This window comes from Nocardia camponoti, assembly GCF_014646135.1.
Classification (GTDB): Bacteria; Actinomycetota; Actinomycetes; order Mycobacteriales; family Mycobacteriaceae; genus Nocardia; species Nocardia camponoti.
Genome location: NZ_BMMW01000002.1, coordinates 954,473 through 972,725, shown reverse-complemented (window position 1 = coordinate 972,725; position 18,253 = coordinate 954,473). Strand labels below are relative to the sequence as shown.

Genomic DNA, 18,253 nt, shown 5'->3' with positions numbered 1-18,253 from the left:
GCACCGCGCTGTCGGTAGGGTGGGGCTCATGACGAACCCAAACGATCCGTGGGTTGGGCAACACGGCCCTACCGGTGGGGAGCAGCCGACTGAACGGCTGGGTTCGCCTGGCGTCGAGCACACCGCGCCCTACGGTGACAGCAATTTCGACCAGTGGGGTCAGCCGTCGAACCCAACCCAGGCATTGCCGCCGCATGAGGCGCAGTGGGGTGGGTACGAGACCGGCTACCCAGGTCAGCAGCCACCGCCGCAGGATTATGTCCAGCCGGGTTACGGCCAGCCTGCCTACGGTCAGCAGCCGCCGCATTACGGCCCGCAGGATCAGCCCCCGCAACAGCCGCCCAAACGCAAGCGCAACACTGGGCTCTGGATCCTGCTCGGCATCGGCGTGCTCGCGCTCATCGGTGTCGTTGGCGTGGCTGCGGGTCTGATGTTCAGCGGCGGGTCAAGCGATGGCACCGCGTCGGGTTCGACGACTACAACCACTCAGGCTGGGCTTTTCCCGAGCATCGTGCCCACAACGCCGAAGAGTTCGCCCAGCACAAGCGGCCTGCCCGGGCTCGGTGGCATCCCCGGACTCGGCGGCACCGACGACTCCGGCACCACAATGGGCACGATCGAGTCCAACACCGGTTCCGAAATCTCGTTGGCCTCGCTCGGCGGGTCGACCGTGCGTGTCCTCATTGATAGTGGTACGCAAGTGATCTCGCTAACCACAACGAAGGCGGCCGACCTGCCCGTCGGCGACATGGTTATGGTGCAGGGCGACAAAAACCCAGACGGGTCGGTCCACGCCAAGATCATCATCTCGACGGCGTTGCCGGGCGGCCCCCGATGAGCGACCCACGCACCGAAGTCCGGTTTCTACCGGGCAATCGGGGCGACGGCTGGATAGGCTAGGCGACGATGACTGCTATGTGGTTCGGCTTGGCGGCGATCGCGCTTGTTGGTGCGGTCGTACTGCTGTATTTCGATCGGGTCCAACGCCAGCGCACCGGACACGCGCGCCAGGTTTGGGCGAAGTCCCAGGGCTACACCTACGTTTCGGTTGAGCCTGCGCTCGCTTCGACGTGGCGTCGTGGCGCGCTCGCCAAGCTCGGTTACCTGTCGGCTGTCGACGTGGTTTCCGGCATTCGCAAGGGCGAGAAGTTCGTGCTCTTCGATCTGGAAGACGCCGCGACGCTGGTTGCGGTCCGTCGCCAGATCGGGTCGGAAATCGACATCGACATGCGCCTCAAGACCGCGGCGCCGCCGAAGGACCACGACCTCGAACTGCTTGGTGCCATTGGTGATCGCGTTGTTTTCGCGACCGACACCGAGGTGGCGCGCCACGCTGTCGACCAGCGGATGGTCGGGTTCATCGAGGGTCTTTCCGACAACGTGCAGATGCTGTGGAGCGAAGGCAACTGGACGCTCGGCATGCTTGGCGGTGGCAGCAATGCCAAGGATTGGGAAGCCGCGATCGATGCGGTGCTTCGCCTTTCGGGCCTGCTGCACGTGCTTCCGCCGGTCACCGAGAACGAATCGCGTTCGGCGGCAACGGAATCCGGCGATAGCGCCGATAGCGCCGAGTTCGATGACATCGAGTTCCGCCCGCAGAGCGACTTCGCCGCTGGCCGCATCCCGACCCCGCGGCGCGGCGACCTGCACGACCCGTCGCGCTTCACCGGCCCCGACGATGAGGATGTCGAAGACCTCGCCGTCGCCCGCATAGAAGCCGACACCCGTCGCGGTGGGTTCAGCGAGCGCGACTTCAAGATGCGCGGCACCGACGGCCTGCCCGACGATTTCGATCCCGATCTCGACGATCCCGATTACGTCGAGCCGATCCCCGAGCCGCGTCGTCGGGCTGAACCGTCACGTCGGCCGTCGCTCGCCGTCGTGCCAGAGCCGCGTCCGCGCGTCGAGCCAACGCGCCCGCGTCCGGTAGCCGCCCAAGAAGCCGAGGATTCCTCCGATTCCACAGAGGCACCCGGCGGCCCATTCCACCCCGGCTTCCGCCCGTACCAGGGTCCGGTTCCGAAGTAACCGCTACGCCGTATCCTTTTGCGTGAATCGGAGTCTTCAACGCACGCGAAAGGGACCACATGATCGACCAGGCACGTCAGGCGCTCACCACCGCCGATCGCGACCGACTGGCCGCGCTCGTGCGCGAGCTCGCGGTCGTGCACGGCAAAGTGACGCTGTCTTCGGGCAAGGAAGCCGACTACTACGTCGACCTGCGCCGCGCCACGCTGCACCACCAGGCTGCCCCGCTCATCGGTTCGCTGCTGCGCGAGCTAGTCGCTGACTGGGACTTCGACGCCGTCGGCGGGCTCACGATGGGTGCCGACCCGGTCGCGATGGCCGTCATGCACGCGCCGGGCCGTCCGATCGACGCGTTCGTCGTCCGCAAGGCCGCCAAAGCGCACGGAATGCAGCGCCAAATCGAGGGCCCAGACATCGTCGGTAAGCGCGTTCTCGTCGTCGAAGACACCACAACCACCGGCAACTCGCCGCTCACCGCGGTGCGCGCGTTGCGGGACGCGGGCGCGATCGTTGTTGGCGTCGCTACCGTCGTCGATCGCGAAACCGGCGCTGACCAGGTGATCGCCGAAGAAGGTCTGGAATATCGTTCCATCCTGGGCCTGGATGATCTCGCCCTGAGCTAGCCTGAACACCGCCAAGACCGGCAGACATTGTGGTCAGCCGGAATTTCAACGAGGACGTGTGAGTCACCTGTGGTGAGCATTGCAGTAAATAAGGGTCGTGAGAATGTCGCGATGCTCGGGATCGGTGCCTACCGCCCCCAGCGTGTCGTGAGCAACGCCGAAGTGTGTGAACTGCTCGATTCCACGCCCGAGTGGATTTTCGAACGCACTGGCATCAACAACCGTCGCTGGATCAGTGGCGACGAAACGATCCGGTCGATCGCTGCCGCCGCAGGTGAGCGCGCCCTCAAGAACACACCGATCGATCCCACCTTGATCGGCGCGGTCATCCTGTGCACGTCGTCGTGGCTCAAGCTCACCCCGCACGGTGCGCCGAGCGTGGCGTCTGACCTTGGGCTCAACGGGGTCGCCGCGTTCGACCTCACCTCCGGTTGCGGTGGCTTCGGCTACGGACTTGGTGTTGCCGCCGACCTCATTCGCGCCGGTTCGGCCGACTACGTGCTGGTCATCGGTGCCGAGACGATGACCGTCGGCCTCGACAAGTCCGACCGTGGCACCGCGATGATCTTCGGCGATGGCGCTGGCGCTGTCGTTGTTGGTCCCGCCGAGGAAAACGGCATCTCGCCGACGGTGTGGGGTAGCGACGGCGAAAACGCCGAAGCGATCGCCCAGAACCTCGATTTCCAGGCGTTCCAGACGCGCGCCCAGGAATTGCAGGGCACCGACCCGGCTGTTGAGCCGGTTGGTCAGATGTCGCTGCGCATGGAAGGCCCGAAGGTTTTCCGTTGGGCCGCCGTCACGTTGCCGCGCGCCCTTTCGGCCGCGTTGGACGCTTCCGGTGTCGCGAAAGAAGACATCGAGGTGTTCATCCCGCACCAGGCCAACGCGCGCATCAACGAGCTGATGAAGAAGAACCTCGGCCTCGCCGACAACATCCCGATGGCGAACGACATCGAGAACACCGGCAACACGTCGGCCGCGTCGATCCCGCTTGCGATGGAAGAAATGTTGGTGACGGGCAAGGCAAAGGGCGGCCAGCTGGCTTTGTTGCTCGGCTTCGGCGCGGGTTTGAGCTACGCGGGCCAGGTCGTAGTCCTGCCCCCGGCCCCGTCCGAAACCAGCTTCTGAGCAGCGACGAGTGCGCCGCCGACCGTTGCGCGTCGTAAGACTTCGCGTCGCAGCCGCTGATCGGGTTGCGGCGTGAGCGGGTTCGGGGCGATTCGGCTCGCGTATGTCGCCGCCGCTGCGGTGACTGTCGCGGGTGCGGTGACTGGCCGCGATCGGTGGCAGCAGGTTGCGAAACCACTGCTCATGCCCCTGCTCGCGGTTGAGGTCGCGAAAGCCGAGTTGCCAACGGCCGAGCGTCGGATCGCGCTCGGCTCACTCGCGGCGGCGACCGTCGGCGACGTGCTGCTGCTCGACCCCGATGACGACCGCCGCCTAGTCGCGGGCGCGTCCTCGTTCGCGGTGATGCAGACCGGGTATTCGACGCTGTGGGCGCGTCGAGGTGGCCGCCCACGCGCGCAGGTCGCCGTCCCGCGCGTACTCGCCTGGTTGGGCGCGGCGGGCTTATTGCGCGCGAAGGCCCCCAACCTGGCGGTCCCGTTAAGCCTTTACGGCCTGACCTTGGGCACCGCCGCAACTCTCGCATCCGACCCGAAACTCGCGCACCCATCCCCACGGGTGATCGCGGGGCTCGTCGTCCCAACGCGTGACCCGCAAACCTGGCTCGGGGTTGGTGCGCTCCTGTTCACCATCTCCGACGCGACCATCGTCGCCCGCAGGCTCTTCGCGCGCACCGACCAGCAAAAACGCGTCGCCGAAGGGTTCATTCTCACCACCTACGCCGCCGCGCAATACCTCATGATGGCTGGCGTCACACGACGCTTACCTGGGTGAGAACCGAGGGCAACACCGGGCGCGCATTCTCTTAAAGATGAGCGGGGATGTGCGGTTCATCGAGGTACACGGCTACCGGCGCGCCTTCAGGATGGCCGGTACTGGCCCTCCGCTGCTGCTGGTCCACGGCATCACCGACAGTTCAGCCACCTGGCTGCCGGTCTTCGATGCCCTCGCCGAACACTTCACCGTCATCGCCCCCGACCTCCTCGGCCACGGCGAATCGGCGAAACCACGTGCCGACTACGCCGTCGCCGCTTACGCCAACGGCATGCGCGACCTACTCAGCGTGCTCGGCATCGACCGCATCACCATCGTCGGCCATTCGCTCGGTGGGGGAGTGGCGATGCAGTTCGCCTACCAGTTCCCTGAGCGCGTCGAACGCATCGTCCTCGTGTGTCCGGCGGGCATGGGCGCTGGCGTGCACCCGGCGTTCCGACTCGCCACCCTCGCTGGCGCGGGCCCGGCGCTCATGGCCATCACGTCGTGGCCGGTGCGTACGGCGGTGAAGGCGTCGATTCCAATTGTGAAGGGGCTCGGCGGTTTTGGGCTCGGACCCGACGCTGAATACGTCCTCAGCCTCTACGGCCACTTGGCCGAAGAAGGCGCGCGCAACGCGTTTCTTCGCACCATCCGCGCCGCCGCCGACCGTCGCGGCCAAACCATCACGATGCTCGATCGCGGCTACCTCGCCGCCCACCTGCCAACGCTGGTGATCGGCGGCACCCGCGACACCGTGATCCCGTCGGGTCACGCGAACCGCGCCCACCGCGCTTTCCCGGGCAGTCGTATCGAAATCTTCGCTGGCGCAGGACATTTCCCGCACCACTTCGATCCCGACCGCTTCGTGAAGACGGTCAACGAGTTCATCGCCGAAACCGAACCGGCCATCTTCGACCCCCTACGTTGGCAACGAACCCTACGCCGGGGTCGCCCCATCGTGGCACTCCCAACCCCGGGCGCGAAACCAGTCGGCCAACCGGAGCCGATGCGCGAACAGGGCTGACCCGCCAGACCAACCTCCCCACCGCGACCCACAGCCGCGCCCGGAATTACACCCCCGCGCGGCGAACCCAGCGCGCCAGACCTCGATACCGATGCGACCCAATTACGACCCAACGTCCAAGCGTCCCAACCGTTACCATCATGCGCATGAGCCAACCTGAGTACCCGCAGCAGCCCTATCAGCCGTATGGGCAGCAGCCCTACGGGTACCCGCAGCGCGAAGCTGACGGTGCGACAACCGCACTCGTGCTCGGCATCCTCGGCCTTGTCCTTTGCCAGTTCATCGCCCCGTTCGCATGGGCGAAGGGCAAGGGCGTGCTCAACGAGATCGACGCGTCCAACGGCGCGCTCGGCGGACGGGGCTCCGCCCAAGCCGGCTACATCATGGGCATCATCGGCACGATCTTCCTGGTACTTGGCATCCTCGCTGGCATCGTCTGGGTGATCTTCGTCGTTTTCATGTTGTCGTCGTCGAGCACCAGCACGTACTGACGCTCAGGCTCACACCTAAGATTGCCGGGTGACTGAGTCGAGTGAGATCGCGGCGGGCCCCACCGAGTGGGGTGAACATCCCTATGGGGTCGGGCCGTGGGCCGAGGAATACGGCACCGAGCCGCCAACCGACGAGCGCTACGACCCTGAGCTGCTCGCCGAAGGCGACCGCCGCAACGTCGTCGACGCCTACCGCTACTGGAAGCGCGAGGCGATCGTCGCCGACATCGACGCCCGCCGCTTCCCGTTCCATGTCGCCATTGAGAACTTCGGCCATGACGCCAACATCGGCACGGTCGTGCGCACCGCCAACGCGTTCGCTGCGGCGGCGGTCCACATCGTCGGCAAACGCCGCTGGAATCGACGCGGCGCGATGGTCACCGACCGCTACCAGCACCTCGTCCATCACGCCGACCTCGCCGAGCTACGCGAATACGCCGAGACGAACGGTCTTGAGGTTGTCGCCGTCGACAACGTGCCCGGCTCGGTCCCGATCGAAACCGCAGACCTCCCACGCAACTGCCTCCTGCTGTTCGGCCAAGAGGGCCCCGGCGTGAGCGAAGACGCGAAAACGGCTGCGGCACTTACTGTTTCGATCGCCCAATTCGGTTCAACGCGCAGCATCAACGCCGGTGTCGCCGCCGGAATCGCGATGCACGCGTGGATTCGCCAGCACGGCGACCTCTCGCTGGCCTGGTAAAACACAAGAATGTGATCTGTTCGGCCGCGAATTGGTAACGGATCGGCCGCGGGAACCCGTCAACAGCTGGCACCATGGAGCAATGAGCTCGCGCGGGGGCCGGCGCCCACCTTTCACTGATCGCACCGGATCCACCCCAACGGCCGCAGTGTGGTCGGAGCGCGCCGACATGGCTGAGTCGGCAGTGGTATCGCGCCACCTGCGCACGCTATGGGGTTGGCCAACAACGGAATTGGGCGTTGTTGGTTGGCCCGCAACGCGCCGTGAGCGCGGCTTCGCGAGTTGGCATTACTGGTGGCAGGCGCATCTGCTCGACTGCGCGGTCGACGCCGCCAACCGCGTCCCAACTCCGCAGCGCCGCAGGAGAATTGGCGCACTCGCCCGTTCGCATCGCATCCGCAACATCACCGGGTGGACCAACCGTTACTACGACGACATGGCCTGGTTGGCGATCGCGCTCGAACGTGCCGAGCGCACACAGGAACTCACGTCGGTGCGCCGCGCGCTCGTCGCGCTCGAACGTCAGCTGTATGACGCGTGGCAGCCCGAGGTTGGCGGCGGCATCCCGTGGCGGGTCAAGTCCGACTTCTTCAACGCCCCGGCGAACGGTCCCGCGGGCATCGCCCTACTGCGCCTCGGCCAGGTCGAGCGCGCCCAGGAAATGGCCGACTGGATCGACGCGAATCTCCGCGACCCCGAAAGCGGTCTGATCCTCGACGGCATCCACCTCCCGTCGCGCGAGATCGAACGGCCAACGTTCTCGTACTGCCAGGGCGTCACCCTCGGCCTCGAAGCCGAGTTGGCCGTCCACACCGACGACGACCGCCACCTTGAACGCGTCACTCGACTGCTCGCCGCCGTCGAGGAACACATGACCGAACGCGGCGTGATCAGCGGCGGCGGTGGCGGCGACGGCGGGCTTTTCAACGGCATCCTCGCCCGCTACCTCGCGATCGTCGCGGTGATGCTGCCCGGCGAAGGCAAGCAACAGCAAACCGACCGCCGCAACGCGGCCGCGCTCGTGAAAGCATCGGCAACGGCCGCGTGGGCCAACCGACTTGAGGTCGAAGGCGAACCGCTTTTCGGCCACAACTGGAATCAACCAGCCCGGTTGCCCAGCGGCAGCGCGGGCGCTGGCAAGTTCACCGCGGGCGGCTCGGTCACCGCGTCCGCCGTCCCCGAACGCGACCTTTCGGTGCAGCTGTCGGGGTGGTTGCTCATGGAAGCGGCCTACCAGGTGGTTGCCGCCGGGCTTTAGCGCTCGGTTTCGCCGACCACGCTCGGCTCAAGTTCAACGTCGAACTCTTCGGCGGGCTTCGCCATTTCCTGCCGGTAGTGGCGCAGCCCGAAGACCGTGCCGATGATCAGCCCGGCGATCAACGTGCCGATCACCACGGGCATCAGCCACGAAACCTGCTCAAGGAATTCCCCCGCGTAATAGCCGATCAGCAGCAGTACGGGCGCCCAGATGATCGCGCCGATCGTCGACGCGATGGTGTAGCGGCGATGATCCATCTTGGCCGCGCCAGCCACCATCGGGCACAGCGTGCGCACCCACGGAATCCAGCGCGCGATGAGCACCGCGAAAAAGCCATGTCGCTCAAGTAGTTCAGTGACCTTGGCAAGATTTTTCGTATTGATGTAGCGGCCGTTTTTCCGCGCGACCAACCGATGCCCGGTGCGCGCGCCAATCACGTAACCAACCTGGTTGCCCGCGATCGCCGCCAACATCGTGCCGACCGCCAACCCCCACACTTGCGCTTCGCCATTGGCATGCGAAGCGAGCACGATGCCAGCGGTGATCAGCAGCGAATCGCCGGGCAAAAACAGCCCGATGATGAACGCGCACTCAAGGAAAACGAAGCTCAGCACTACCGCGCAGACCACGGCAGGGCCTGCTGAGATCAGCGGATCGAAGCTGCCCATTGCCTGTATCGCAGGTCCCGCGGTTGCCAATGGTCTAGCTGTTTTCTGTCACCGACGCCAGCTCGGCGTCGTTGCCAACCGCGGGCGCGGACCGCTTGGCGATCAGCTTCTTACCGACGGTGATGATGCCGGGCAGGATCGAGACGAAGACGATCAGCAGGAAGATGGCTTCGATGTGATCGCGAATAAAGGGCACGTTGCCCAGGAAGTAACCGAGCGTGGTGATACCGCCAGCCCACAGGACCGCGCCGACGATGTCGAAGATGACGAACTTGCGGTAGTCCATCTTTGAAACACCGGCGAGTACGGGCATGAACGTGCGCACGATGGGCACGAAGCGCGCCAGGATGATGGTCTTCGGGCCGTGTTTCTCGAAGAACTCGTGCGTCTCGGTGACGTACGACTTCTTGAAGAATCGGGTGTCTTCCTTGTTGAACAGCGCGGGCCCGATGCGGCGGCCGATCCAGTACGCGGTCTGGTCACCGAGGAACGCGACGACCGTGACGAGCGGTACAAGCACCCAGATGTTGACGACGGGATTTTCCTGGGCGGCGAGCATGCCACCGGTGAACAGCAGTGAATCACCAGGCAGGATCGGGAAAAGTAGACCAGTCTCGATAAAGACGATCGCCAAGATCGCCGGGAGTACCGCGTTCTTCAGCCAGGTCTCCTGAAGCAGGTACATGGGGTCGAGCAACTGTGTCAGGGCGAGGTTGTTCGTCGCCGCATCCGATACCGCCAGCAAAGTCACGGGGCCCACCCTACCGGGCGAAACTGAGACACGAGCGGTCCATGCTCAGGTGAGACGAGCCGATGCACACGGCCGTCCCTTCCTAATTTAGGGTGACGCCTGACAGAATTGGTTTTTTGCTCCCCCTAACACGGAGGTCACTGCCTTGCCTATCGCGACTCCGGAGGCCTACGCCGAGATGCTCAGCCGGGCCAAGGCGAACTCGTTCGCCTTCCCGGCCATCAATGTCACCTCGTCGGAGACCATCAACGCCGCAATCAAGGGCTTCGCTGACGCGGGCAGTGACGGCATCATCCAGGTTTCCACCGGTGGTGCTGAGTTCGCGTCCGGTCTCAACGGTAAGAACATGGTTGTTGGCGCTGTCGCGCTCGCCGAGTTCGCGCACGTTGTCGCCAAGCAGTACGACGTCACGATCGCCCTGCACACCGACCACTGCCCCAAGGACAAGCTCGACACCTACGTGCGGCCGCTCATCGCGCTGTCGCAGGAGCGCGTCGATAAGGGCCTTGAGCCGCTGTTCCAGTCGCACATGTGGGACGGCTCGGCCATCCCGATCGACGAGAACCTCGCCATCGCGAAGGAACTGCTTGAGGCAAGCACCAAGGCGCGCCTGAAGCTGGAACTTGAGATCGGCGTTGTCGGCGGCGAAGAAGACGGCGTCGAAGCCGACATCGACGAGAAGCTCTACACCTCGCCGGAAGACTTCCTCAAGACCATCGACTACCTGGGCGACCCGAGCGGCGGCAAGTACCTACTCGCGGCCACCTTCGGCAACGTGCACGGCGTGTACAAGCCGGGCAACGTCGTCCTCAAGCCCGAGGTGCTCGCCGAAGGCCAGCGCGTCGCCGCGAAGAAGCTGGGTCTCCCTGCCGACGCGCAGCCATTCGACTTCGTCTTCCACGGCGGTTCGGGCTCGCTGAAGTCGGAAATCGAAGACTCGCTGCGCTTCGGTGTGGTGAAGATGAACGTCGACACCGACACCCAGTACGCGTTCACGCGTCCGGTCGCCGGGCACATGTTCGTCAACTACAACGGCGTGCTCAAGATCGACGGTGAGGTCGGCAACAAGAAGGCGTACGACCCGCGCAGCTACCTCAAGCAGGCCGAGGCGTCGATGGCCGCGCGCGTCATCGAGGCATGTGAAGACCTGCATTCTGCAGGCAAGTCCATCTCTGCTTCCTAATTAGGTGCGATGACTCTTGATGTTCGGGTGCTTGGTCCTGTCGCGCTCTATGTCGGTGGAACACCGGTAGCTCTCGGCGGGCCCAAGCCCCGCGCACTGTTGGCCGCGCTCGCTGTGAATCGGCGACGCGCGGTGAGTTCTGCCGTTTTGGCGGAGATGGTGTGGAACGAAGACCCGCCGGATTCGTATGCGGCGAGTCTGCAAGTTTTTGTCTCTAACTTGCGAAAAGCGTTGCGTAACGCCGGAGTTGACTCCCCTGCGGTCTTGCGGACCGAGGGTGCGGGTTATCGCCTCGAAATCGACGATCCCGCTTGCGATCTCGGTCGATTCGAGATCGCGCGCGAAGCGGGAACGAAAGCGGCCGACGCGGGCGACCACGCCGGTGCCGCAACACTTTTCGCCACGGCGTTGCGTGAGTGGTCGGGGCGAGCGCTTACCGATCTTGCTGGGTTGTCGTTCGCCGACAGTTTCGCGACGGCGATGGAAGAAGAGCGCCTCGTCGCGGTTTCGGCTCGTGTCGATGCCGAAATCGCTTGTGGGCGTGCGTCTTCGGTGATCGGCGAGCTCGTCGCGCTCACCAATGAAAACCCGCTGCGCGAGCCGTTGTGGGGTCAGCTCATCACCGCGCTTTACCTGTCTGGCCGTCAGGCCGACGCGCTTGAAGCGTGTCGCCGGGTGCGCACGGTGCTCGCCGACGAACTTGGCATCGACCCTGGTCCCGGGCTTATTGAGCTTGAACGCAGCGTGTTGCGTCAGGAGCCGTTGAACCTTGGGGTGGTCAAGCGGGTTGAGCATCTTGCCGCCGCGATGACCGAGACCGTCACCGAGGTGCCGCGCAGCGTGCGAGCGGGCACCCTGCGCTTCGCGGACGGGCGTGAGATCCCAATTCCGCACGCGGGCATTCGAATTGGGCGAATGACGGACAACGAGCTGGTGCTCGACGACCCCAAAGCCAGCCGGTATCACGCGCACATCATGCCGAGCCGGGCCGGTCTGTTGATCAAGGATTTGCATTCGGCCAACGGTGTTTACGTCAACGAGTCGCCGATTGAGAGTGGAGCGTTGCTCGCCGACGGCGACCAAATCCGTATTGGGTCAACGATTTTGGCGTTCCGCGCAATCGGCTGAGTCTTGCGAAACGCGATGAGCCCGGTCCCTGGTTGGGGCCGGGCTCATTCGCGTGAAATTCGTTAGGTGAGACGCACTTCCGCGACCGCGCGACCAAACAGCTTCTTGCCGTCGGAAACTCCGCTCAGCAGCACCGTCGCCGCACGACGTTCCGGGTCGACCGACTTCACCTTGCCGGAGAACTCGATCTCGCCAGCCTCGGTCGGCGGGACGGGAACGAAACCGGAGAAGCGAACGGCCAACTTCTCGACAGCAGTCGGGTCGCCGAGCCACTGGGTGAGGAAGTCGGCGGCGATGCCCATCGTCAGCAGACCGTGCGCGACGACCGTCGGCAGGCCAGCCAGCTCGGCGGCGTGGTCGCTGAAGTGGATCGGGTTCGGGTCGCCGGAAACGCCAGCGTAGTTGGCGAGGTCGCCGCGGGTCACGCGCGCGGTGAAGCCTGCAAGCTCGGTGCCCTTTTCGACCGACTCGAACGTGCGCACGGTGTTGACCGGGGCGTCGATGCGAACCGGGGCCGGGTCGCGGTCGCCCGTCAATGGGGTGAGCAGGTCGTCCATGCTCACGCCAGCCACAACCTCTGGGCGCGGGTGCATGCTGATGTTCTCGACGGCTTCAACGATGTTGGGGTCGACGTCGACGCCCGTGCGCGCGACGATCGTCGTCGTGCCCTGCACCGCGGTTTCGCCGTCCTGGTTGATCAGCCGGAAACCGACGACGATGAAGTCGTTGTCATTGAACGTGCGCTTCGACTCGATCTCGACTTCGCTGCGGATGGTGTCGCCGGCGAGGATCGGGCGGAACAGCTCGAAGATCTGGTCGGTTTGTAGCACCTGGCTCAGGTCGTACTCAACGAGCACGGTTTCGAGGAGCGCGCGGGTGATGTTGGTGCCAATCACCGATGCGAAGGTCGGCGGGGCGATCAGGCCCTCGTAGCCGAGCTTGCGCGCGTCGATCTCGTTCTGATGCGCCGGGTGCGAATTCTGCACCGCGCGTGCGAATTCCCGAATCTTCTCGCGGCCGACTTCGTAGTGGTCACGGAAGCCGAAACGCTGTCCTGCCAGCGATGCAGCCGGGACAGATGACTGCGCCACTGTTTCTTGCGTGCTCATAATCCGGCAAATATTACGCTGTAGGGCGCGCAGATCCCAGTTATGTGTGACCCGTCATAGCCGATATGACGGGTCACTGTCGCTGAACTCTTCGCTAATTCTTCGCTGCGGGGTCGCACACCTTCCATGTCCCGTTCTCATTTTGAAGATCAAACGTGCGTGCACTCGGCTTGCCAGGATCGCCCGACGGCGCGACCGTCGCTTCAGCGATCGCGGCGTTGTCGGTGATGCGCACGGCGTTCACGCTCGACACCACCGGAATGGTCCCGCGATCGGCCGACGACTTGTGCACGCCACGGAACTGTTCAGGCGAAATCTCCTGGTAGAACGTGTGCAGGTCGCCGCAGGTTGTCGCGCGGAGTTGGTTGAGGTCACCGTCTTTGAGCGCACCGGAGAACGCGGTGATGGCGCCGCGCACCTTCCCTTCGGGCGAGTTGTCGGACCCGGAGGTGAAGGCGAAAATCCCGGCGACAATCGCGCCAACGGCCGCGACCGCGATCCCGGCGATGATGAGCGGCTTCTTCGACTTGGGTGCGCCACCGTCAACGGGACTTGCCCCAACCCGCTCAGGTTTGGCCGACTGCCCTTCTGGCAGATGGTTCGCTGGCCGCGTTGGCTGGATATCGGCGGGCGAGGGAGCCGACGCCGCGGCCCGCTGATTGTCGCCCTTGGACGGCTGAGTCTCCTCAACCCCCCGATCCCCGGGTAACCCAAGAATCGGCCCACCGGGATAGGCAGGCCCAGGCTGCACACCCTTTTGCGCTGCAGCCCCGGCCCCGGCCAACCCAGCGAGCGGTGCCGCCCCCGGATACCCGGGCCCTTGCACAGGATGCCCATGCTGCCCACCCCCTTGCGCGTTGGCTGGTTGGCCGGGTTGCCCCGAAGCCCCACGCCCTTGCTGGTTTGGCCCACCTTGCGCGTTGGCCTGTTCCTGACCTAGTTGGCCCTGCTGCCCGGCACCGCCTTGCCCGGCGCTACCTGGTTGGCCGCTCAGCCCGACGACCCCAGGTCCACCGGCAAGCCCTGCCCCCTGCGGCCCGCGACCTTGTTGGCCCGCGTTCCCTTGTTGCACAGGTTGCCCTGGCCCCTGCGGCCCACGTCCCTGTTGGTTTGGACCACCTTGGGCATTGGCCGCCTGTCCTGGTCCGGGCTGACCTTGCTGTCCGGCCCCGCCGACGAGCCCAGGCGCGCTGGCTTGCCCGGGTCCCTGTGCCCCGCGGCCCTGTTGGCCCGCGTTTGCCGGCTGGCCGGGTTGTCCCGGACCCTGGGGCCCGCGTCCCTGTTGGTTGGGTCCACCTTGCGCGTTGGGCTGCCGTTGCCCGGGTTGACCTTGCTGTCCTGCCCCGCCGACGAGCTCAGGCCCGCTGGCTTCCCCAGGTCCCTGTGGCCCCTGGCCCTGTTGGCGCGCGTTTGCCGGCTGGCCGGGTTGTCCCGGACCCTGGGACCCGCGTCCCTGCTGGTTGGGTCCACCTTGCGCGTTGAGCTGGCTTTGTCCGGGCTGACCGGCAGGACCCTGCGCGCCTGCGGCGGCTGCGGCCGGTTGGTTCGGGTTGCTGTAGAGGTTGGGGCGGGGCGGTTGGCCCTGCGGTCCGCGACCTCGCTGCCCGGGCTGTCCCGGTCCCTGCGGACCTTGCGCACCCGGCTGGTTCGGCCGGCCCGGCTGACCGGGAGCCGGATTCTGTTGCGGCCCTTGCGGATTCGGCTGGCCGGGACCGCCGGGATGCGGCTGCTGTCCCGGCTGGCCCTGCTGCCCGGCTTGCCGAGGTCCGGCAGGTCCGCGCGGGGTGTTGGGCGGGGGAGTGACCGGCCGCCCACCTTGCTTGACGACGCGATCGGTGCCAGGCCGCTGCACCGGAATCGCGGTAGTAGGCGCATCAGCGGCACTGACCACCCGCATAGCGACGGTCGCGTCGTCGGCAGGCGCACCCCCTTCGCTCGCACCCGGCGACACCCGAACCGTCGCGTCGTTACCGCCCCCAACGCCAGCGTCACCCGACGCCGTACTGTCGCCCGACCCGACGTCCTTCCCGCCCGCAGCGGGCGCGGTGCCCGCGTTCGCCCCAGACTGCGCGTCCTTTTGCGACGCATTCGATTCGCCAGCGGGACCCGTACTTCCTTGCCCCGCACCAGCATTCGCTTGACCGGCCGACGCCGCACCGTCAGCCGAATTCTGTCCGCCGGGCCCTGCGTTCGCGCCAGCACCCGTCCCTGCGGCCGGATTCGTTTGACCAGCCGATGCGGCGTCGCGAGCCGAATTCGGTCCGCTATTCGCGGCTACGACAGTGGCATCCGGCTGGGTCGCCGCACTCGCCGCGTCCGTCGCACCCTTGCCGGGTGATCCGCCGGCTTGCGCACCCGCAACCGCGACCCCTGCTGCACCGGCCACACCTGCGACCGCCGCAGCGCTCGCCCCATCGAGCCCCTTCTTCGACCCCGCTTGATCCTTCGCATCCGCCCCACCGACTTTTGCCGCGTTCGCCGCGCCGTCCCCCTTGGCGCGACCCGCACCTGAGGTGCCTGAGTCGCTAGCGGCCGCACCATCACCGCTCACGGCCGCCGCGCCCGCGCCAGCTTCGGCAGTGGCGTCGGGCTGTGACTTAGTGGCAGAAACGCCAGCTTTGCCCAGTGCGCCCGCAGCGTTCTCCGCGCCTGCGGGCTTCTCGTCGGACTGCGGTTCAACCTTCATGGCAGTAGCCGCGCTCTTCGCATCGCTAGCAACAGCTTTCGCATTCGCGTTGCCGGTGCCAGCACCTGACTTCGCGTCGCTCAGCTTCGCTTCATCCGGTGACGAACCCGGTGCATCCGACTGTGAATCCTTCGGCGACGCACCCTGTTTCACGTCGTCAGTGCGCGACTTATCCCCACCATCACGCGACCCAGCGGTAATTCGCACCGTCTGTGCGTCCGCGCCGCTCGGCTCCGACTGGCCCGTCGTGCGCGGCAAGGGGGCCTGGCGTGCGACTGGCTTGAGGCCCGGCAGGGACATTGCGGTCGTTGCCGCGTCAGCGCTTCCCGCGTGCTGGGTATCGCCGTACTGTCCCTTGCTCGCCCCCTCGGGAGGAGCATCGGGGCGTAGGCCGCCGCCTGGTCCGCGCGCCCCGCCAACTGGGCGACCGGCTCCGCCGGGTCCAGCTTTCGGCGGAACCGGCCCGCCTTCCCGAGGCCCACCAGCGTTAGGCGGCACGGGCCCACCCGGGCGAGACCCGCCACCGCTGGGCACAGGTGCACCCTGCCGACCATCACCTGCGGGCGGCACAGGGGCGCCGCGCTGAGTGCCACTCGGGGGCGACGCGGGTGCTCCCTCTCGACCCCCACCTACGGGCGGCACAGGACCACTCGGGCGAGGCCCGCCACCGCTAGGCGGCACAGGCCCGCCCGGCTGAGAACCCGCAGGCGGCACGGGCCCACCCGGTCGACCTAGACCCGCGGGCGGCACGGGTCCACCCTGCTGCGCCCCACCTACGGGCCCACCCTGCCGACCCGCAGGCGGCACAGTTCCACCCGCACGCCGAATCACCACCGTCTCCGCCGACGACCCACTATTGGACTGCGGCACAACAGGTTTCGACTCACCTACACCGTCAACTTCGGCGGGTTTCCCGGGCTTGGCCGGGTGGTCGGCAGGGTTGGCTGCCGCGTTGTTGTCGTCGGTCGGGTCGGACACCTCGTACCCCTCGATCGGATGCGAATATCTGCACTGGCCTGCCAGCCTAATGCGCGCGCCCCACATGTTGGCGCTGATAGACGTGGCGGCGTCGCGAACCTGTCGGTCCACTGGTGCACAATGTTTCTCATGTCTTCCTTCGGTGACTTGCTCGGACCCCAGCCGGTCCTCCTCCCTGAACTAATCGATGCCGAAGATGCCATCTCGGCAGGCACCGATCCGGTCGCGGTCGCCGCACAATTCCCGGCCGCCTCTATCGCGTGGGCGCAGCTCGCCGAGGCCGCGCTCGACCGTTCGGGCGATGAGGTCACTCACGACACGGTGGCCGCCTACGCCTTCGCTCGCACCGGCTACCACCGTGGTCTCGACCTGCTTCGGCGCAATGGCTGGAAGGGTTTCGGCCCGGTCCCGTGGGCGCACGAACCCAACCAGGGTTTCCTGCGCAGCGTCGGTGCCCTCGCCCGCGCTGCACGTGCGGTTGGCGAGACCGAGGAGTACGCCCGCTGCCTCGATCTGCTTGAAGATTGCGACCCGCACGCGGCGGGCGAGCTCGGACTGGACTGAGACCTCCTGCGGTGAGCGAACCCAATGCGGTTGTCGCCGCGGCGAGTCCAGTAGTCGCGGCTGCGAAGGTCAGCGCGGTCACGCGCTTGAAGTTGTCGACGGTGCGGTTGCGCCTGTCGGCGATTCCGATCGTCCAGTGCGCGGCGGGCGCGGCCCTCGCGTGGTTTATCGCGCACAACCTTATCGGTCACGATCAGCCGTTCTTCGCCCCAACCGCCGCGGTCGTCTCGATCGGCATTTCGTTCGGGGCGCGGCTGCGTAGGTCGATTGAACTGGTTGTCGGTGTCGCGCTTGGCATCGGCATCGGCGACCTCTTCATCAGCCAGGTCGGCACCGGCGTTTGGCAGGTCGGCGTCATCGTCGCGATCGCGATGGCGGTTTCGGTTTTCCTGGACGGCGGCACGATCCTCACGCTGCAGGCGGCGGGTTCAGCCGTCCTTGTTTCGACCCTCGAACAGGCGCCGGGCGCTGGCCCGAACCGCATGATCGACGCGCTCATCGGCGGCCTTGTCGGCATTTTGATGGTTGGCGCGATCCCACTGCATCCGGTGCGTCGCGCCCGCGAACACGCAGCGACGGTCCTCGGCGTCATGTCGAAGTCGCTCATCGAATGCGCCGACGGGCTGCTCGAACAAAAACCGGACAAGGTCGCCGACGCGCTCGCCGCGATGCGCGCGACTCAGGGCGAAATCGACGCGCTCCGTTCCGCGCTTGAGGGCGGCAAGGAGATCAGCCGCATCTCCCCGCTGTATTGGAATTCGCGCAAACGCCTCGAACGCCTGCATTCGGCCGCCGACCCGCTCGACAACGCGGTCCGCAACACCCGCGTCCTACTGCGTCGTTCCCTCACGTTGGTCCGCGACGACGAGGTCCTCGACCCGCGCCTCATCGACCTGGTCAACCAACTCGGCAACGCCACCGAAGTGGTTCGCAAAATGGTCCTCGCCGACCCTGGCGAACAGCCCGATCAGGCGGCGGCAACCCGCGCGTTGCGCAGCGTCGCCAAGAACGCGCGGCCCGAAGTTGTTGCGGGAGCTGGTCTTTCGGCCCACGTCGTCTTCGCGCAGGTGCGTTCGATTGTCGTCGACTTGATGGTGGTGTGCGGCATGCAACGCATCTCCGCGATGGCGATGCTGCCGCCGACCGTGCCCAATCCCTATGTCACGCCGGAAGATTGAGCA

Annotated in this window: 17 protein-coding genes; 13 read left to right on the top strand and 4 right to left on the bottom strand. The window is 66.1% G+C overall.

Annotation, left to right across the window (positions count from 1 at the left end):
* Positions 1-28 precede the first annotated feature (28 nt).
* The 9 genes from IEX78_RS12605 to IEX78_RS12565 all read left to right on the top strand — a co-directional run bounded on the left by IEX78_RS12605 (position 29) and on the right by IEX78_RS12565 (position 8,005).
* The gene (locus tag IEX78_RS12605) at positions 29-838 is read left to right on the top strand and encodes a DUF5666 domain-containing protein (RefSeq protein ID WP_188829084.1); all 810 of its coding nucleotides are present in this window, start codon (positions 29-31) and stop codon (positions 836-838) included.
* 68 nt (positions 839-906) lie between these two features.
* Positions 907-2,028 carry a TtfA family protein gene (locus tag IEX78_RS12600; protein WP_229683910.1) on the top strand — a complete coding sequence of 374 codons (1,122 nt, stop codon included), beginning with the start codon at positions 907-909 and terminating at the stop codon, positions 2,026-2,028.
* A 59-nt stretch (positions 2,029-2,087) separates the two neighbouring features.
* Positions 2,088-2,651, top strand: coding sequence for an orotate phosphoribosyltransferase (gene pyrE, locus IEX78_RS12595; RefSeq protein ID WP_188829083.1), 564 nt, complete (start codon positions 2,088-2,090; stop codon positions 2,649-2,651).
* Positions 2,652-2,720: 69 nt separating this feature from the next.
* Complete coding sequence (locus tag IEX78_RS12590; protein ID WP_188829082.1) at positions 2,721-3,779, top strand: beta-ketoacyl-ACP synthase 3; 1,059 nt, start codon at positions 2,721-2,723, stop codon at positions 3,777-3,779.
* A 72-nt stretch (positions 3,780-3,851) separates the two neighbouring features.
* Complete coding sequence (locus tag IEX78_RS12585) at positions 3,852-4,550, top strand: lysoplasmalogenase family protein (protein WP_188829081.1); 699 nt, start codon at positions 3,852-3,854, stop codon at positions 4,548-4,550.
* A 37-nt stretch (positions 4,551-4,587) separates the two neighbouring features.
* Complete coding sequence (locus IEX78_RS12580; RefSeq protein ID WP_188829080.1) at positions 4,588-5,556, top strand: alpha/beta fold hydrolase; 969 nt, start codon at positions 4,588-4,590, stop codon at positions 5,554-5,556.
* A gap of 146 nt (positions 5,557-5,702) precedes the next feature.
* A complete protein-coding gene (locus IEX78_RS12575) occupies positions 5,703-6,047 on the top strand; it encodes a DUF4190 domain-containing protein (RefSeq protein WP_188829079.1) in 345 nt (114 codons plus the stop codon).
* Positions 6,048-6,075: 28 nt separating this feature from the next.
* On the top strand, positions 6,076-6,747 hold the full coding sequence (locus IEX78_RS12570) for a TrmH family RNA methyltransferase (RefSeq protein WP_188829078.1): 672 nt from the start codon (positions 6,076-6,078) through the stop codon (positions 6,745-6,747).
* Between the two features lie 169 nt (positions 6,748-6,916).
* Entirely contained in the window at positions 6,917-8,005 is a 1,089-nt protein-coding gene (locus IEX78_RS12565) for a glycoside hydrolase family 76 protein (RefSeq protein WP_188829077.1), read from the top strand.
* Here IEX78_RS12565 and IEX78_RS12560 read toward each other — a convergent pair.
* Both IEX78_RS12560 and IEX78_RS12555 read right to left on the bottom strand, forming a co-directional pair.
* A complete protein-coding gene (locus tag IEX78_RS12560; protein ID WP_188829076.1) occupies positions 8,002-8,673 on the bottom strand; it encodes a DedA family protein in 672 nt (223 codons plus the stop codon). The two genes, IEX78_RS12565 and IEX78_RS12560, sit on opposite strands and share 4 nt — an antisense overlap.
* A gap of 34 nt (positions 8,674-8,707) precedes the next feature.
* Entirely contained in the window at positions 8,708-9,358 is a 651-nt protein-coding gene (locus IEX78_RS12555; protein ID WP_188829551.1) for a DedA family protein, read from the bottom strand.
* A gap of 211 nt (positions 9,359-9,569) precedes the next feature.
* On the opposite strand from IEX78_RS12555, the gene fbaA reads away from it, so the two are divergent.
* Positions 9,570-10,607: a class II fructose-bisphosphate aldolase gene (fbaA, locus tag IEX78_RS12550; protein WP_188829075.1), complete on the top strand. Its 1,038-nt coding sequence runs from the start codon at positions 9,570-9,572 to the stop codon at positions 10,605-10,607.
* A 9-nt stretch (positions 10,608-10,616) separates the two neighbouring features.
* Positions 10,617-11,735, top strand: coding sequence for a BTAD domain-containing putative transcriptional regulator (locus tag IEX78_RS12545; RefSeq protein WP_188829074.1), 1,119 nt, complete (start codon positions 10,617-10,619; stop codon positions 11,733-11,735).
* A gap of 62 nt (positions 11,736-11,797) precedes the next feature.
* Here IEX78_RS12545 and IEX78_RS12540 read toward each other — a convergent pair whose 3' ends face one another.
* Entirely contained in the window at positions 11,798-12,844 is a 1,047-nt protein-coding gene (locus IEX78_RS12540) for a fused (3R)-hydroxyacyl-ACP dehydratase subunits HadA/HadB (protein WP_188829073.1), read from the bottom strand.
* Positions 12,845-12,938: 94 nt separating this feature from the next.
* A complete protein-coding gene (locus IEX78_RS24630) occupies positions 12,939-16,028 on the bottom strand; it encodes an Rv0361 family membrane protein (protein WP_188829072.1) in 3,090 nt (1,029 codons plus the stop codon).
* A gap of 609 nt (positions 16,029-16,637) precedes the next feature.
* Here IEX78_RS24630 and IEX78_RS12530 point away from each other — a divergent pair.
* Both IEX78_RS12530 and IEX78_RS12525 read left to right on the top strand, forming a co-directional pair.
* A complete protein-coding gene (locus tag IEX78_RS12530; protein ID WP_188829071.1) occupies positions 16,638-17,072 on the top strand; it encodes a DUF3151 domain-containing protein in 435 nt (144 codons plus the stop codon).
* An 11-nt stretch (positions 17,073-17,083) separates the two neighbouring features.
* Entirely contained in the window at positions 17,084-18,250 is a 1,167-nt protein-coding gene (locus IEX78_RS12525) for an FUSC family protein (RefSeq protein ID WP_188829070.1), read from the top strand.
* Positions 18,251-18,253: the final 3 nt, after the last annotated feature.

Coding starts and splice junctions, on each gene's coding strand:
- IEX78_RS12605 (WP_188829084.1), top strand. CDS start 29: ATGACGAACCCAAACGATCCGTGGGTTGGGCAACACGGCCCTACCGGT.
- IEX78_RS12575 (WP_188829079.1), top strand. CDS start 5,703: ATGAGCCAACCTGAGTACCCGCAGCAGCCCTATCAGCCGTATGGGCAG.
- IEX78_RS12555 (WP_188829551.1), bottom strand. CDS start 9,358: ATGTACCTGCTTCAGGAGACCTGGCTGAAGAACGCGGTACTCCCGGCG.
- IEX78_RS12600 (WP_229683910.1), top strand. CDS start 907: ATGACTGCTATGTGGTTCGGCTTGGCGGCGATCGCGCTTGTTGGTGCG.
- IEX78_RS12565 (WP_188829077.1), top strand. CDS start 6,917: ATGGCTGAGTCGGCAGTGGTATCGCGCCACCTGCGCACGCTATGGGGT.
- IEX78_RS12560 (WP_188829076.1), bottom strand. CDS start 8,673: ATGGGCAGCTTCGATCCGCTGATCTCAGCAGGCCCTGCCGTGGTCTGC.
- pyrE (WP_188829083.1), top strand. CDS start 2,088: ATGATCGACCAGGCACGTCAGGCGCTCACCACCGCCGATCGCGACCGA.
- IEX78_RS12545 (WP_188829074.1), top strand. CDS start 10,617: ATGACTCTTGATGTTCGGGTGCTTGGTCCTGTCGCGCTCTATGTCGGT.
- IEX78_RS12530 (WP_188829071.1), top strand. CDS start 16,638: ATGTCTTCCTTCGGTGACTTGCTCGGACCCCAGCCGGTCCTCCTCCCT.
- IEX78_RS12580 (WP_188829080.1), top strand. CDS start 4,588: ATGAGCGGGGATGTGCGGTTCATCGAGGTACACGGCTACCGGCGCGCC.
- IEX78_RS12540 (WP_188829073.1), bottom strand. CDS start 12,844: ATGAGCACGCAAGAAACAGTGGCGCAGTCATCTGTCCCGGCTGCATCG.